The organism is Photorhabdus sp. RM322S, assembly GCF_042879395.1.
GTDB lineage: Bacteria > Pseudomonadota > Gammaproteobacteria > Enterobacterales > Enterobacteriaceae > Photorhabdus > Photorhabdus khanii.
The window spans coordinates 70396-85918 of the sequence record NZ_JBHFKW010000018.1 but is presented as its reverse complement, the minus strand read 5'-3'; the positions used below and the strand labels follow the sequence as shown (position 1 = coordinate 85918).

11 protein-coding genes are annotated in these 15523 nt (G+C 41.4%); 2 read left to right on the top strand and 9 right to left on the bottom strand.

Annotation, left to right across the window (positions count from 1 at the left end; translation table 11 throughout):
* Positions 1-93: 93 nt before the first annotated feature.
* The 8 genes from ACGF63_RS12595 to ACGF63_RS12560 form a co-directional block, all read right to left on the bottom strand.
* The gene (locus tag ACGF63_RS12595) at positions 94-1353 is read right to left on the bottom strand and encodes a hypothetical protein (protein WP_387631180.1); all 1260 of its coding nucleotides are present in this window, start codon (positions 1351-1353) and stop codon (positions 94-96) included.
* A 765-nt stretch (positions 1354-2118) separates the two neighbouring features.
* Positions 2119-3651 (bottom strand): MFS transporter, encoded by a 1533-nt coding sequence (locus tag ACGF63_RS12590; RefSeq protein ID WP_152962428.1) that lies wholly within the window; start codon positions 3649-3651, stop codon positions 2119-2121.
* Positions 3652-3673: 22 nt separating this feature from the next.
* On the bottom strand, positions 3674-4546 hold the full coding sequence (locus ACGF63_RS12585; protein ID WP_387631176.1) for a prephenate dehydrogenase dimerization domain-containing protein: 873 nt from the start codon (positions 4544-4546) through the stop codon (positions 3674-3676).
* Positions 4543-6612: an aminodeoxychorismate synthase component I gene (pabB, locus tag ACGF63_RS12580; protein ID WP_387631173.1), complete on the bottom strand. Its 2070-nt coding sequence runs from the start codon at positions 6610-6612 to the stop codon at positions 4543-4545. Before pabB ends, ACGF63_RS12585 begins: the two co-directional genes overlap by 4 nt.
* Positions 6593-6934 (bottom strand): chorismate mutase, encoded by a 342-nt coding sequence (locus ACGF63_RS12575; protein ID WP_239002352.1) that lies wholly within the window; start codon positions 6932-6934, stop codon positions 6593-6595. The genes pabB and ACGF63_RS12575 overlap by 20 nt, the downstream gene beginning before the upstream one ends.
* Positions 6935-6992: 58 nt before the next feature.
* Positions 6993-8267 (bottom strand): aminotransferase class I/II-fold pyridoxal phosphate-dependent enzyme, encoded by a 1275-nt coding sequence (locus ACGF63_RS12570; RefSeq protein WP_387631170.1) that lies wholly within the window; start codon positions 8265-8267, stop codon positions 6993-6995.
* Between the two features lie 24 nt (positions 8268-8291).
* Complete coding sequence (locus ACGF63_RS12565; protein WP_387631167.1) at positions 8292-9143, bottom strand: HemK/PrmC family methyltransferase; 852 nt, start codon at positions 9141-9143, stop codon at positions 8292-8294.
* Positions 9140-10573, bottom strand: coding sequence for an FAD-binding oxidoreductase (locus tag ACGF63_RS12560; RefSeq protein ID WP_152962432.1), 1434 nt, complete (start codon positions 10571-10573; stop codon positions 9140-9142). The genes ACGF63_RS12565 and ACGF63_RS12560 overlap by 4 nt, the downstream gene beginning before the upstream one ends.
* Positions 10574-11527: 954 nt before the next feature.
* On the opposite strand from ACGF63_RS12560, the gene ACGF63_RS12555 reads away from it, so the two are divergent.
* Both ACGF63_RS12555 and ACGF63_RS12550 read left to right on the top strand, forming a co-directional pair.
* Positions 11528-12214: a hypothetical protein gene (locus ACGF63_RS12555; RefSeq protein WP_036842849.1), complete on the top strand. Its 687-nt coding sequence runs from the start codon at positions 11528-11530 to the stop codon at positions 12212-12214.
* Positions 12192-12599, top strand: coding sequence for a hypothetical protein (locus ACGF63_RS12550; RefSeq protein WP_387631163.1), 408 nt, complete (start codon positions 12192-12194; stop codon positions 12597-12599). Before ACGF63_RS12555 ends, ACGF63_RS12550 begins: the two co-directional genes overlap by 23 nt.
* A gap of 1929 nt (positions 12600-14528) precedes the next feature.
* On the opposite strand, the gene ACGF63_RS12545 is transcribed toward ACGF63_RS12550, so the two are convergent.
* Positions 14529-15431: an Rpn family recombination-promoting nuclease/putative transposase gene (locus ACGF63_RS12545; protein WP_387631160.1), complete on the bottom strand. Its 903-nt coding sequence runs from the start codon at positions 15429-15431 to the stop codon at positions 14529-14531.
* Between the last annotated feature and the right edge of the window lie 92 nt (positions 15432-15523).

Sequence of the window (15523 nt, the reverse complement as noted above, 5' to 3'; positions counted from 1 at the left end):
CACTTCAAGTACTGACTGCTAAATAGACAGTCAGTATTTAGATATACAAATTTGAATATCTATTCCCTAACACTTCGATAAAAGTATCTCGCGTTATGACTGCTCTCTGCCATTAATATAGACATGGCCCTTAACGCCGGTTGTTCCAACAACGCCATCTTTACCGGATACACCACTTGAACCCGCACTGCCATAGGGAGAACCGCTACCACCATTACCACCACTCCCTCTATAACCCCCATAACCTCTGGCACCACCAGAACCCCCTACGGACTTAGCATCAATGGTTGGAGTACCACTATCATATCTAAAATAGATATTCCCCCCGTTTCCTCCTTTACCACTATTTCCCCCATTTCCACCATCTCCTCCACTTCCTCCATTCCCCCCCCTTCCAGCACTACAATAATCGGTGGAGCTACCGCCATTACCGCCATTTCCCCCTATTCCGCCATGACCACCATTACCGCCATCGCCCCCATTTCCGCCTATCGACGCTAAGCTCACTACGCCGGTAACTTGACCAACTTTAAGATTAATATCTGCTGCATTGCCCCCATTTTCCCCATTGCTTCCAGACCCACCATCGACACCGTTAGCGCCGTTAGTACCTGCTGTAGCCGCCTTTGCGCAGGAGTTTTTATTATTCTGCCCAGCATTACCATTACTACCATTCTTCCCATCTCCCCCACTCCCCCCATTCGCGCCATGACTCCCATTATTTCCCTGATTAATAATATTGAACGAATCATTATTTAAATCTAAAGCACTCACCATTGTCATGGTATTCGCTTGAACCGCCCCATTGGTGCGATAAATAATTTGTCCACCAGGTTCAACAGTTATCTGTTCATAAACTAATACAATAGGTTCACCGTGATTATCTTGGCTTTGAACGATCAATGGATTACCCGCAGAAATAGTTATGCTATCACCACCATATAGCGCGATTTTCAATGGAAAACGCTTGGCGTTGAGAATATTTTCATAATCTTTGACCAAAGCAGAATCACCATAGATATAAGCACGGAAGGCTTTACATACATCGGCATGATTGCCAGTGACATTCGCCAGTCGTTCAGCTGAATAAGGTTCAGGCAGTGGATGATGCGGCTCCATTCCCCCAGGGCCATAATCACTATCAGGCACACCTCCCAACCTTTTTAATTCTTGTATAGTTTGTACGGTAAAAAATGCGGGTGAAACAGTGGCTATTTTTGGATCATCGGAAAATACGACTGGTCCATGAAAATCCGCCGTCTTCAATTGTTTTGGTCGCCGCTCTATACCCGTCAGACAATAATGCTCATGCAATTCAGCCAAAGTTTCAGCAACAATTTTTACTTTATTCATAAAAAATCTCCTGAGTATAAATTTATAGTTTTAGAATCATCTTCCCATTACATAACTTCCCGCGCTATTTTATTCTCACAAAAGCCCTTTAAATCCAGAGTACTCATCATTCAATGACATATTTATCTTCGTTTAGAACGAAAACTTATAGACAAAGATAATTTATTACCTATCTTTATTCACCGTATGTACTTTCACTCTCACCTTATCTTTTTGCGTGATTATTTTATTCATTACAATAGATACTCAATAACTGAAAAAATAATTTCAGGCGAATTGAAAAAATACCCATAATTAATTAAAAACTTACTCAATATATATAAAATGGTTTAATGTTAAGTTTATTTTTCACAACTAAAAATATTAACATGCCTTTCTGTTTTTTCCATTAGAAAAATGAAATTTTTATGGTGTGTCACTATTTTTTAATGTGAATAAATCAATTAATTAATTATTTCAATTTAAACTCTATGCAATTAAATATTGGCAGTACGAAAATAAGACAACCAATTATGTAGAGTTATTATTTTCAATTAAATTACAACCAGACAAAAACATAATAGAATAAATCAATCTTTGCTTTTAATAAAATCAACCGCAAAACATTTAAATAAAGTTTATAAATTTAAGATTATTATCACTTTATAATTATTAAAAATAGTAAAAGGTGAGAGGTTATTTTCAGAATACTTTATATTTAATAATCCCAGACAGTCACGCCAAGAAACGCGGTGCAGCCATTACCAACGGCTGCACATAAGATTATCAATACTCAAGCACTTGTTGTTTCTGTGGCGCTTTTAGTAAACGCCAGGCGATCAATACCACGACGCCGGTCAATACCGCTGTCATCCAGCTCATCATATGAATAGCGCTGGTGAAGGATTCCGCTGCCGCAGTCATCAGTTGTTGCCCTTCCGCCTCAGCTAATGAGTTCGCTACAACGTAAGCGCCAGCCAGAGTTTCTAATGCCAACCCCGTCTGTTCATGAGAGATCCCATCCGGCAATTGCAGAGTGACACGATAGAAAGCGGTCACCAATCCACCGATAATTGTCGTGCCAAGTACCACACCCACTTCATAAGCTGTTTCGCTTATTGCCGATGCCGCCCCGGCTTTAGAGGACGGCACTGACGAAAGCACCAGATCGTTAGACACCGACGCAATTGCACCTACACCCACATTTAATAATGCGAATGCAACCACCAGCGTGGTCAAATCGCTGCCGAAACTGGCTACCAGAAGAAATGCAATACCCGCAAAAGCAAGCAGCATTGGCACAAGGTAATAAGCCGGCATCCGTTGAGCAACAGGCACTATCGCCATGCCAATAATAATCGCCATTATTTGTCCGGGAACCAGCGCTAAACTGGCCGAAATCGGCTTCATACCCAATACAATTTGCAAGACCTGAGTGGCAAAAAAGACAAAGCCAACCAGTAAGGCCAGACTCAATAAGTTGACCATAATCGAGCCGGTGAACATACCATTACGGAACAGTGAGAGATCCATTAACGGTACGGGCAGACGCCGCTGCCGACGAACAAATAACACGCCAGCAACCAAGCCAACAGACAATTCCAGTATCACACTTATTTCAAACCCGTCACTGGCAAGATGTTTAATCGCGTAAACAATACCAACCATGGCGATGATCGATAATACAACGCTATATCCATCAATAATACCAGTCTGTTTTTTCTCGGACTCCGGTAATAACATCGGTCCGAAGATCAACAATGGCACTAATACCGGTACTGCCAATAGAAAAATGGAATTCCAGTCAAAGAATTGCAACAGAACGCCACCAATGACAGGCCCCAACGCCGAACCGACAGTTAATGTTGTCGCCCAGATAGCAACAGCTAACCGACGCTGTTCACGATCCTCAAAAAGAGTGCTGATTAAAGCCAAAGTTGAAGGCATCAACATCGCACCAAAAAACCCAAGTACGGCTCGCCCTCCAATTAATTGTTCGGGTGAAGTTGACAGCGCTGTTAATACCGAAATAACGGTGAATCCCAAAGATCCAAATAACAGCAATGAACGATGGCCGACACGATCGCCAATACTCCCCATGGATACCAGCAAACCCGCCAACACCAGTGAATAAGCATCAATTACCCATAATTGCTGACTTGCGCTGGGCCCCAGAGCTTCAGCAATTTTCGGTAAAGCAAAGCTTAAGATCGTATTGTCCACCGTCACCAACAATACCGGCAACATCAATATCAGCAATCCCAGCCAATTTCTGAGTCCTGCCCGCCCGTTAGCCTCAGCAACTCTATTTAATGACATCCCCTCAACTCCTTTCCTATTATCATTTAAGCGTTGAAAAAATATGCTGGCAATCAGCAGCACTAATATTGAGCTGTTCCCCCAGTTGTTGTGCAATGTGTCTGAGGTTATTGCCAAATTCAGTTTGATCACCAGCCTGCACTATTGAATCTAACTGTTGTATGGCATGCAACAATTCCTGACGCGGTTCGGCAGCCATAGGGTTTTCATATTGAACGTCCCAGTACACTTCCATTGGATTGAGTAAAACCCTTGATAATAACGCCAACATGGTACGCATTGGCGGCGGTGCAACAGTCGCCAGAGTACCAATATCCAACGGGCTTTTCGCCAGAACCAGGCCAAAAATCAATATCGCGGCATGGGGTAAAGCCTGACAAAACGCCATTACCCGATCATGTTCCTCCGGCGTCATTCTACTGATGCGCATACCCGCCTGCGTCAATACCCGCTCAATCCAATGCTCGTTAACATGACAGTTATCAAGAGTGACTGCAACAGGCCTTTTTTGCTCCGACAAGGATGGCGAGAACATCGGGTTAACACCGATGAAAGGCTGCCCAGGGGCGGCAGCGCTTAAAGCGGAATGGAAAGGTGCCTGAACCGAACAGGTTGACACTATCTGTACATCATCACCAACCGCCGATAGCACCCAAGGCAGAGCCTGTATTGCAACCGCTTCCGGTAAGGCGAAGACGACCGCCTTTGCCTCAGTAAAAATCGCCTCAGAACCCGCTGCGGGATTTAAGATATCAAGCTGGCAGCAAAGAGAACGCTCTCCCTGCGTTCGTTGGTCAACACGGTATACAATGCAACCACTTTGAGTAAACAGGCGCCCCAATAAAGAGCCAATCGCACCTTGCCCACCAAGAATGACAACTTTATGGTTACTCACACTTCCTCCGCGATATGACTAAAACTGAAATAGGGCACACTGGCCTTCACCAATGTTTCTTCAAATTCACCATAAGGATCGGAGTGAGCGACAATGGCACCGCCAATGCCGAACTCGGCACATTCTTGATGTAACACCGCCGTTCGGATAACAATGCTCAACTCTGCTTCACCACTGAAAGATAACCATCCAAGCGCACCAGAGTAAACACCGCGTGCCGATGACTCCAAAGAGTCAATGATCTCCATTGTGCGTTTCTTCGGCGCGCCGGTCATTGATCCTCCCGGGAAACATGCCCGGATGGCTTCCATCGATGAAGTGCCTTCACGTAATTCACCGCGTATTGTCGAAACCAATTGATGCACAGAAGAGAAGCTCTCAACTTTAAACAATTCAGGCACATGAACACTGCCAGGACGGCACACCTGATTAAGATCGTGGCGCACTAAATCCACTATCATCAGGTTTTCAGCTCTATCTTTAGCTGACTGACTCAATTCCACCTGAAAATGCTGATCATCCGCTGCCGTTCTTCCTCGTGGCCGGGTTCCCTTAATCGGTCTGGATTCAATACCTCTGGCCTCATCAATGCGTAAAAACGTCTCCGGCGATGCACTGAGTACCGAAAAATCCCCACATGCCAGATAGGCGCCATAAGGCACAGGGCTGGCATGACGCATTCGTCGATAAGCATCCAATGGCAGCCCTGCATAAGCCATCTTTGCTCTATTCGTCAGACAGATTTCATAAGACTCGCCATCGGTGATGTATTGAAGCGATTTATGGATCCCATCCAGATACTTCTGAGCTCCATATTCCAGACGAATTTTGTTCTGATCGACAGCGCCAGGAATAAAATCAGGTATCACCCCACCGGTATTTTTTGCAATGGTCACTAAAGGTGCCGGCGGCCAATTTTGTGGCTGGCCTACCGGTGTGATCAGACACTCATAAAGCTTATTCTGCTGGTGATCGAAGACAAAAAAATGCGGAGTAAAGATTAAACTGGCATCAGGATGTTCTGAATGATATTTGCTGCTGCCAATAGTCAACGCCTTTAATTCATATCCCAAATAACCAACAAAGCCACCTTTGAAGGCAAATGGCATCCGTTTTGGTGTGGAAATTTTCACCAGATCAAGCAGTTCAGACATCAATGAGAAAAAATCACCCTGGACAACCCGTTCACCATCAGGACCGGTCAAACGCAAACTCTCCGTCTGTACACAATATTCAAGCCTGACAGCACCCTGTTTGTTGCCACTTCCCATGATTGAAAAGCGGGCATTGGGCCTATCCGACTTTTCACTGTCCAGCCAGAAAGAGTGAGTATCATTGCCATAATGTTGAATGAACAGAGATTCAGGATCGATGATGCTCTGACATTCACGGTAATTCAGGTTGAGATGCGGCTTTCCGCCCACCGCCAGATAAGCTTCATTGGCAGAAATACACTGATTCTGAGCGGTAATATCCTGCCCGTTATTTTCTTTATACGTCTTTGCTATACGAACAAAATTACTCAGTAATTCACGCCCATATTCAGAATCAATCGACTCAGGATGAAACTGAACACCCCAAATCGGTCTTTGGGTGTGTTCAATTGCCATAATTAAGCCATCATCAGTCCAGGCAGTACATTTAAGATTGTCCGGCAGCCGGGTACAGACCAGCGAGTGGTACCTGACCACGTCAAATTGCTCAGGCAAACCGAGGAATAACCCTTCCCCGGTATTCCTGATGCGACTGCGATAACCATGCACCGGATTAGGTGCATGTTCGACAAAACCACCAAATGCCAGGCTAATTCCCTGATGGCCGAGGCAAATACCCAATAATGGGATTTCGGCGCGGGCAATGACCTCAGCACAGACACCAAAATCGCTGTTTTCAGCCGGATGCCCTGGCCCTGGAGAAAGCACAACAGCATCATAATTGTCTATCGCCAGCGCTTCATAAGTCAGAGAATTGGTGACGACAGATGGCACACTCCCGGTAACTTCATACAGATATTGAGCAATGTTTTGCGTAAAAGAATCATAATTATCAATGAGCAGTATTTTCATTATTCTTTGCTTTCTCGTGTAGCAACTGATCAATCAGCTCTTCTTCTCGACGGCAGGTTTCTTCAATAACCTGTTGAAATATTGATTCAGTGTATTCAGACCGTAACCCAAAATCCGTTGACTTATCCCTCAATATAGCCAATAACGAGGTAATACGTTGTGGCTGCATCATCGGAATATCCTGTTCCGCTTTTATCTCAGCGATTTTCATACAGATCTTCATACGTTCAGAAAGAAGCGCCAATATCTGCATATTAATCACATCCAGAGATTCCCTATGAGGTTGCAATATGTCCTGCTTATCTATTATTGATTGAGTCATATATTTGGTCTTCATTACTGGTTTATTTCAATCATTTTCATCAATAAATCTATGTCACTTATACCTGTGGAGCTATGGCTTGTGGCTCAGACCAATTCAGCCCTTTTTCCCGTATTTTGAATAAGGTATTTACTAAATGACTGATTTCACTCTCCTTATGCTCACTGGAGAAGGCAAAACGCAACATGGCATTGCCATCCTGGACGAGTGGATAAAATACCGGGAACAATAAGATGCCGTTGTCGCGCAGCAGACGTGCAGCTTCAAGACCTTCAGCTTCATTTTCGAATAAAGCACCACGAACAGGAGATTGCACACCGGCATTCATCAGGCTGTTACCCGTCAGGGAATCAAACAGATTAACGTTCTTCCATAGCTGTTCCTGGCGGATTTCTATTTCAAGGCTAAGATGAAGTTTTGCTGCGGCAACGTTAGCGGCCAACATCGGCACCATAATCGAATGACCAAAAACCAGAGGATTAGCCAGGGTACTAATCACTTCAATATCATCGGCACCCGCAACAACCACAAAACCCCCCGCACCACCAAATGCTTTGGATAACGAACCTGCCAATATGAGGTTAGATGGCAAAATATGGTCAAGTGCAGCAAAGGCGTAACCTGCACCATGACGCCCTACAATGGAAATACCATGAGCATCATCGACATAGACATAACCTCCGGCAGCAGCCAATTTTCGGGTTAATTCTGCCACCGGAATCAAGCCATTCATTGAGCCAATACCATCAATCAGCAGGACAGGGGTACGCTGATCCTCTCCGCAGTTTTGCAAAGCTTGCTGTACCGACGGTTCATCCGCACTATCGACCCGCGATACTGGCCCGAACTGTTCGAGAATACCGCGTAATACCTGCATAGACGCATGAGCCGTTTTATCCATCAACCAATGTACTGGCCGGGTAAGTGGATAGTTAGGTAAAGAACCACTGCCCAATAACGGCAATACACCCAGGTGAACGTTACTGGTGGAAGTGAAAACAGCAACAGAGCCACCTTGATAAATTTCTTCCAGCAGTTCCTCTAGTTGCCTCAAATATTGCGGGCGCATCGCACCACGGGACGATGACAAATGAATCCCTGTCCGGGCCATTGCCTGATTTGCTGCCTCAATTAACGCAGGATGATGTTCTAATCCCAAATAAGAGCAGGAAACAAATTCCGTAAAAACTTTGCCTTCTTCTGTCGTAATTTGCTTACCTTGACGTTCTACCACCGTGAAACTGGTCAAACCTTCATCAATAGCTTGCGCTAAGGCGCCGGTGGTCCGTGACTTACGAATCGTCATCCAATCCTGCTTCTGTTTTACATCCATTATCTAGACTCCAACTGTCTGAATTCAAATGAGCTGACAACCTACAGTGATTACCGAACTGCCTGTTGTGTCAGAAATCTCTTCATCAATAATTGTTCGTATCAAGGAAAAACCGGCGTCTGAAAATAGTGTTCTGACGCTCTCCTCCTGACTTTCACCATGTTCGATGACCAACCAGCCATTTGATTGCAGTAACTGTTTGGCTTGTTTGATAATCAACCGCGTTAAATCGAGCCCATCATCCCCGGAATACACCGACACATAAGGATGATGCTCCTCCCACTCTGGTAATATTGTCTGCTGCTCTGGAACGTAAGGTGGATTAGCGACAATTAACGCCACCGACCCGTTAAATTGCGAAAATGCCTGCCAATCCCGTAAATCGGCTTTTAATGCATCGGCTTTAATCTCCCAGCTCGCTAACCGGTTGATATTGCGTGTCAGGTATTGAAAAGCGATGTCGTCATATTCAACACAAGTGACCTTTAAATCCGGGCGACGTTTAGCGATGGCTAAACCAATAGCACCACTCCCCGAACATAAATCCAGAACCCCTGATCCCTGAGGTACTTCATGTTCATTCTCCAGCCATTTATGAATAATCTGACTGTGAGGACGTGGAATAAATACCCCCGTACCGACCACCAAAGGCAGTTCATCAAAATCCGCAATGCCGACAATATGCCCAAGAGGGATCCGGTTACAGCGCTCATGAACCGCAAGCATAAATTCATCACGGGCGCGATCCTGACAGCGCCTTTCCAGATAACGGTCAGCCAGACAGGCGAGATCGGTTTCCACATCCCAAACACCCGCCTCTGCCAGTAATTCCCTGGCCTTATCAATAGCAGCCTGATCTTTTAGCGAAGAATTCATGACCATGCCTCATAGTAACTACGTAACCGTTCACGCATGGATTCATAAATATAAGAGAAAGCAACCAGTTCTGGCGGTGGTGTAAACTGAGGGTGAAGAGACTCAATCAAATCCTGATAATTGCGTGTCATGCCTTCATTCAGCAGTGGCAACCAATAAGGTTTGATATCCCAGCGATATTCGTAACCTGTAGCAAGCATCTGCTGGACAGTTTCTTTAGCCATCACTTCACGAGAGAAACCCACTAACGGAGGACGAACCGGGTTGAAGGAATCCAGGTTAATTTGCGTATTTTCTATTCCAGTCAACGCATTAGCAACATAATCTGCCAGTAACGGTGACTGATGTAAGCCATCACGGTAAGTCCCGGTAGCCAGCCAAAGGCCATTCACGCCACATTCACCAATTAACGGGAACCCATCAGCAGGGATTGGCCGGTTACCGACCTGGATTGAAAGGATCTCAGCATCATGTAAGTTAATATCCAACTGATCTAACGCACAATCCAGCAGGAACTGCACATCAGAAATCAGCGCCTGACTGCGTGGTTTTTCAGACAGAATATTTGTCGCACCCAGATACAGAACACCATCACCACGGGGTACACAATGCAGCCCACAAGCAAATGCCCGGTTAGGAGTTCGAATCACCGACGTCGGCAATTCTCTGCCTTTTGGCATCTTGACCAAAATAGATACCCCATAGCCGGCAAATATCGGCGGGATCTGCCGAACAACAGAAGGGACATTAGATAACAGATCCAACGAGTGCGCACCGGCAGCAACCACCACCTTATCCGCCATTAAACGCTCACCACTGAGCAATTCGACGCCAATGGCTAAACCGTCTTCAATCAACACACTCTTGACATTCTCATCTTTGAGAACGCCACCTTCAGCAACCAATGCCGCATCCAGCTTTTCCAGCAATAAATGCGAATCTAGAGCATGTTCATCAGGAATATATAAAGCACGAAGCGGACGCACCAGATCGTTAGGCTTTAACCATTCAATTTCACGTGGATCAACGGTTTCATAAGGGGCCGCATATTCGTTCAGGGTTTGTTCAATAGCGTCATAATTAACACTATCAATCTCTTCCATCCCGGCAGTATTCAGTATCACATGAGTCCCTTGAGCGGTGAACAGCGATCGCCTATCACCAGAAGAGTCAGCTAACCGTTGCGCCCAGGCAGGCCAAAGCTCTTTGGAAATACAATCCATATTCAATTTCAGCTTACCGTGTTCACTCGCTAATAAGCCACTGGTAATTTCGCCAAAACAACCATTCATCGCACCTGCTGCTTTAGAAGCGGCATTGGTTCGATCAGTACTTCCAACCCTACAAACCGAAAGATTTCTGCTTGCTAATTCATAAGCAATTGAACCAGCAATTGCGCCTGAACCAACGACAATAAAGTCGTATTTCATTTATTTACTCCTGTATGGCCTATGGCCAATTTATTTTAAATATTTTGTCAACAATGACGGATAAATAATTATTACCCTCTTACAGTGAGGCTATTTTTACTGCTTTACATCAATTGTAAAAAATAGCTTTGTGTTCATCAGTAATTAAAATGACAAATCACATTCAGATTTATGTTAAATTTAAAAACAAATATACAATAAAAAATTATCACATTAGAAATAGTTTCCATTTATTATCAAGAAAATATAATTACCCATGAAATTAATTTAAACAAAGTCATAAATACAATAAAAACAATAAGTTAACCGCATATCAAAAATATCAATTCTATTTGAAAGAAATAATAACAAAGGATATTATTAGGTTTGAAATAACATTTGCAAATCAGGAGAGAACAATAGTCATCAAATACAAAACTGTCAAATAAATTTAATTTTATATTATCAATAAAAAAATCATATAAATGTTTTCAGTATAAAATAAAAACAATTCATATTCGCATTGTTACGGGGAACAATATTCTAAATACCTTTTATTCTTCAATAAAAAAACAAAAATTCTCAAGAAAGGTGTTTTTTTAAATTTATATTTTACATCATTTTCACCAAAATATATAAGATAGAGACAAATGTTATTATACCGAAATTGACTATTATGGGGAGTGACCGGATAGTTGAGATAATCGCTAATTTTTCAGATTATCCTGTGACTGGTTTCTCTTTTATTTTTCCACATTGAAGATATCGTTCTCTAGTCTCAACAACGGATGTTTTTTGTACTATTGGCGGAGCGATTTTCATTGACAATTAACTTGGGTTTGCTGCGCCGTCAGTTGCAGTTAATTTGGGGATAAATGCAGGTCGATCCGATTTTAAACGCAAATCGTTACACCTGGTGGCAGGAGCAGTGACCGAATAGCTTCGATAACCGCCAACTAAATCACAGGAGTACTCATGAGCAAGAGAAGTGATATAGAAAGAGGGAGGTTGGTTTATACCGAAAAGTCGGGATGGGTAGATGCCGGTCATGCTAAAGGAGATGATGCCAGAAAGCTCATGGCTGCTATAAATTCAGGGGATGACACTAAGGAGTCTTATTTTACTATTAGATACACACAATATATGGGGTTAGGGTTGAAATACGGAACGTCTAAAATGACAAAATGGAGAGTGAGGAAAGGGTTGTCTTTACATGATAAGCAAAGAGTTGCACTGACTATTATGATGTATACAAGCCATTTATTTGAAGCTCATCAGGACTCCTTTCCTTTTAACTGGTACACGGATAGTGGATACAGTGGTGAAGATTTGGTTTCTAACTTACTTGGTTTTTATCAGGCTATAAATCAAATAGACTATTTACCTCGGCTTAACCCTGTCAGTAAAAGTGACGCATTAAAACGGTGGGATTACTATGGTCCTATAGGTAAATATAAAAATAAAATGTTCAAGCCTTTGTTATTCCCCGATCCTGAAAAATACCCTAATAACGCCAGGCCTTATTATTCGTCTTTACCAGAATTTCTGAACACGATATCCCCCATAACTGATATAGACAAAAGTCAAATATTAATACATATTAAAGATATGACTAGATATAACATAGGTGTAGAAAGAAATGTTGGCATTGAAATTGAATAATTTTATAAAGAGAACATTTATTATATTGGTTTGTTTGGGAGTAATTTCAATTATCCCTATTTTATTTGTGAATGTTAATTTTTCATATACGAAAAATGATTTCATTAAATATAACATGTTTACTTTTGATGAAATTAAAGTGATGCCATTTATTTCAAGTGATTATGTTATTTATTACGATTCACCAGATGGAACAAAACCAATGATTAACGAGATTGTATTTTTTAACGTCAACCCAAACCGTAAAATAGAAATAATAAATTACATTGAAAATACAGGTTTTCTAAGAAAAGAGGATAATGATTGGCATAAGGGTAATATTTTGATAAAGATAAAACAAAATGACACAGAACGTACCATTATGGTTTCAGTAGAGAAAAATTAATAGATATTACTTGGCGATTTAGCATAATAAGTGCAACATAATTACTCTGCGAGTAAATAAGTTCGTATTCAATTAAATCATTTATTTACGGATATTGTTATTCCTGTTTTTTATGAATGATTATTTAACTGTCTGATAAAAAATTCACTCCCCGATTGAAAACGTTATTAACGTTGGTTCCTTTTTAAAAATAGATTGTATGATTAACCGATTAACATTTTTATTTATCTTTTTTTACGGGGTATATAAACATTAATAAAGCAGATTATTTTTTCATTTTCACTTATGGATTTATGATAGGTAGGTTTTAAACTGTTATTAAAAACCATTTTTTAACTTATGATTTTAATTGGTATGAAGTTTTAACCATTGTTTTTACCACATTTAATGTCTGTTTTTTGTTAAGTTTAATCAACGCTAATCATACTCACTTTTTATCTTTATTGACGCTGTTTTACCAACAATCCTGAGTAGTTTTCACTTGATGGTATAAAATACCCTTTTATGTTTTTTCGGACAATATTCTTTTTTTCGTTGATTTATTTTTAACTTTATTTTAATGGTTATGGCAGGTTAGGTAAATGTAAAATAAGCAGAGGATAACATCGCTGATAAATACATTAAATATGATAGGGAATAAGCCCTTTTGGGCTACTCTGTACCTTTTCAAAATCTGGCATTAATAGACGTCTGTTCTTTACCCGTAGCTAACTTGCCGATCGACATCCATTTAAATGATGTTTAAATAAATCGGTAAACTAATTTAATAACGCCTTATTATATCAACAATAGTGAAAAGTCTGGCGAATTAATTAGCCATGATTAAACAGGTATTTAAGCGTTAATAAATAACGAAAATAGCTTGGAAAAATAACGATATGAATTTATTTTAGCGTTAAACCACATTTAAGATATAAAAAGAGGCATGGCTTAAATAAAACGGTAGAAAAGCAATGCTATTAAACGGGATAAGATAGTGTAAAACCAAGTTTAAACGGATGTATTTAATGGCCCTGTAAGTTATCCAGTTCATGTTCAGTTAAATGATTTTTTTACGGATTGCATTATTTCCATTGTTCATTAATGATTATTTAACTGGTTGATGAAAAAATTCACTCCTCCGATTAAAAGCGTCATTAAAGCCGGATTCTTTTTTTAAATATACTGTCTGATTAATCTATTATATATTTTTATTTATCCTTTTTTACGGGAATATATATTAATAAAGCCAATTATTTTTCTCATTTTTCACTGATAGATTTATGATAGGCTGGTTTTAAACTGTTATTAAAAGCCATTTTTTAACCTCTGGTTTTAATCGGTATAATAAGGTTTTAGCCGTTGTTTTTACTGCTTTTAACACTTGATTTTTATTAATTTTAATCATTATGGTATATTGTGTTTTACATTTAATCAACGTTAATCATACTTGCTTTATCTTTACTGACACTGTTTTACTGGTAATCCTGAGCAGTTTTTATAAGTTACCCTACTGTATTTTATCTTCATAAATCAACCCGTAAATAGCTTGGTGGTATAAAGATACCACTTTATGTTTTTTCGGATAATATTCTTTTTCTCTCTGATTTATTTTAAGTTTTCTGTTAATGGTTAATAGATTTTGAGTAAATTTAATTAACCTCAGCTCTGCTTAAGAACAGAGATTTCAGAAGCACGTAGATTCAGACTCGGTCTTATCGCTTGGAATGTAAATGTGCCGCTTCTATGCGTTTCGTGCATTGACTCACGCATTTTTATGCCGATAACGTATCAACAGTAAGTTTGTCGGACATTTATTCAAGCCCAGTCCGATAATTTTCATCACCGTTTCACGGTCGGTACTCATACTTCGGTGACTGTTCTGACAGTCACCGTAAGATCCTCTTTTAACATAAATCGTTAATACTGATTAAGAACTCTCAATACGAGTTAGTGGCGTATTTGCTCAAGTTCGTTCTGAGTCAACCCGGTAGTTTTCATTATCGTTTCACGGTCGATACCCATGTCGATCATCGCCCACGCGACTTTCAGAATCCCCCGTTTTTCGCCTTCCTGCAATCCTTCCTGACGCCCTTTCTGCTCCAGTTTCTGTGCTATTGTCATCAGTACCTCCTCATACTTCGGGGACTGTTCTGCCAGTCGCCGGATAAAACCCTCTGGATCGGCGGTATCTCCCACCTGTAATAAGTAGTTTAGCACGCTTTTTAGCTGTTCATCTGTATAGTAATCATACGTCAGCAGTATGACTAACTCTTGCAGCAGCTCCGCCATATCACGCTGCCGGATATGCTTTTGCACCATTTCCAGTAGCGCAACCCGTTTATGCGTCAGAATTTTATCATCCGGGATTACCGTCACATCTACCAGCGGGAATGCACCGGAATAGATTTCCTTCGCCATGGTCGGAGCATCAAAGCAATCGAGCCAACTGGTACTCCAGGGATACGGCTGTATTTTCCCGTGATAGAACAACACCGGAATGACCAGCGGCAATTTTTCATGTCCCTGCTCCAGATGCCGTTGCATTGCGGAAATACCGTATCGCATCAGCCGGAATGCCATCATCTTGTCCGGGGAACTTTGGTGTTCGATCACGCAATATACGTATCCGTCACCCTGCGCTGTTTTTAGCGAATACAGGATATCAGAATAATACGCGCGCAGATTATCCTCAATAAACGACCCTGATTCCAACCGCAGTGTATCCAGATCACAAACTGCCCGTAATGTCGCAGGCAAATGTATCTCCAAAAAGTCTCTGGCAGTATCAATATGACCTAAAAACTGTTTAAAAACAGCGTCATGTGGCGTTGGTGTATTTTTTCTCTTCATCGGTGAATGGTAGCATACTTTCTTTTATATTGAAGGAATATTAAGCAAAAAACCAAGCGGACTGAGATGTCTTGAATTTTCTTTGACAAAAA

Excerpts from the sequence above, each read along its gene's own strand:
- ACGF63_RS12595 (WP_387631180.1), bottom strand. The coding sequence starts at position 1,353 with ATGAATAAAGTAAAAATTGTTGCTGAAACTTTGGCTGAATTGCATGAG.
- ACGF63_RS12590 (WP_152962428.1), bottom strand. The coding sequence starts at position 3,651 with ATGTCATTAAATAGAGTTGCTGAGGCTAACGGGCGGGCAGGACTCAGA.
- pabB (WP_387631173.1), bottom strand. The coding sequence starts at position 6,612 with ATGAAAATACTGCTCATTGATAATTATGATTCTTTTACGCAAAACATT.
- ACGF63_RS12575 (WP_239002352.1), bottom strand. The coding sequence starts at position 6,934 with ATGACTCAATCAATAATAGATAAGCAGGACATATTGCAACCTCATAGG.
- ACGF63_RS12570 (WP_387631170.1), bottom strand. The coding sequence starts at position 8,267 with ATGGATGTAAAACAGAAGCAGGATTGGATGACGATTCGTAAGTCACGG.
- ACGF63_RS12565 (WP_387631167.1), bottom strand. The coding sequence starts at position 9,143 with ATGAATTCTTCGCTAAAAGATCAGGCTGCTATTGATAAGGCCAGGGAA.
- ACGF63_RS12560 (WP_152962432.1), bottom strand. The coding sequence starts at position 10,573 with ATGAAATACGACTTTATTGTCGTTGGTTCAGGCGCAATTGCTGGTTCA.
- ACGF63_RS12555 (WP_036842849.1), top strand. The coding sequence starts at position 11,528 with ATGAGCAAGAGAAGTGATATAGAAAGAGGGAGGTTGGTTTATACCGAA.
- ACGF63_RS12550 (WP_387631163.1), top strand. The coding sequence starts at position 12,192 with ATGTTGGCATTGAAATTGAATAATTTTATAAAGAGAACATTTATTATA.
- ACGF63_RS12545 (WP_387631160.1), bottom strand. The coding sequence starts at position 15,431 with ATGAAGAGAAAAAATACACCAACGCCACATGACGCTGTTTTTAAACAG.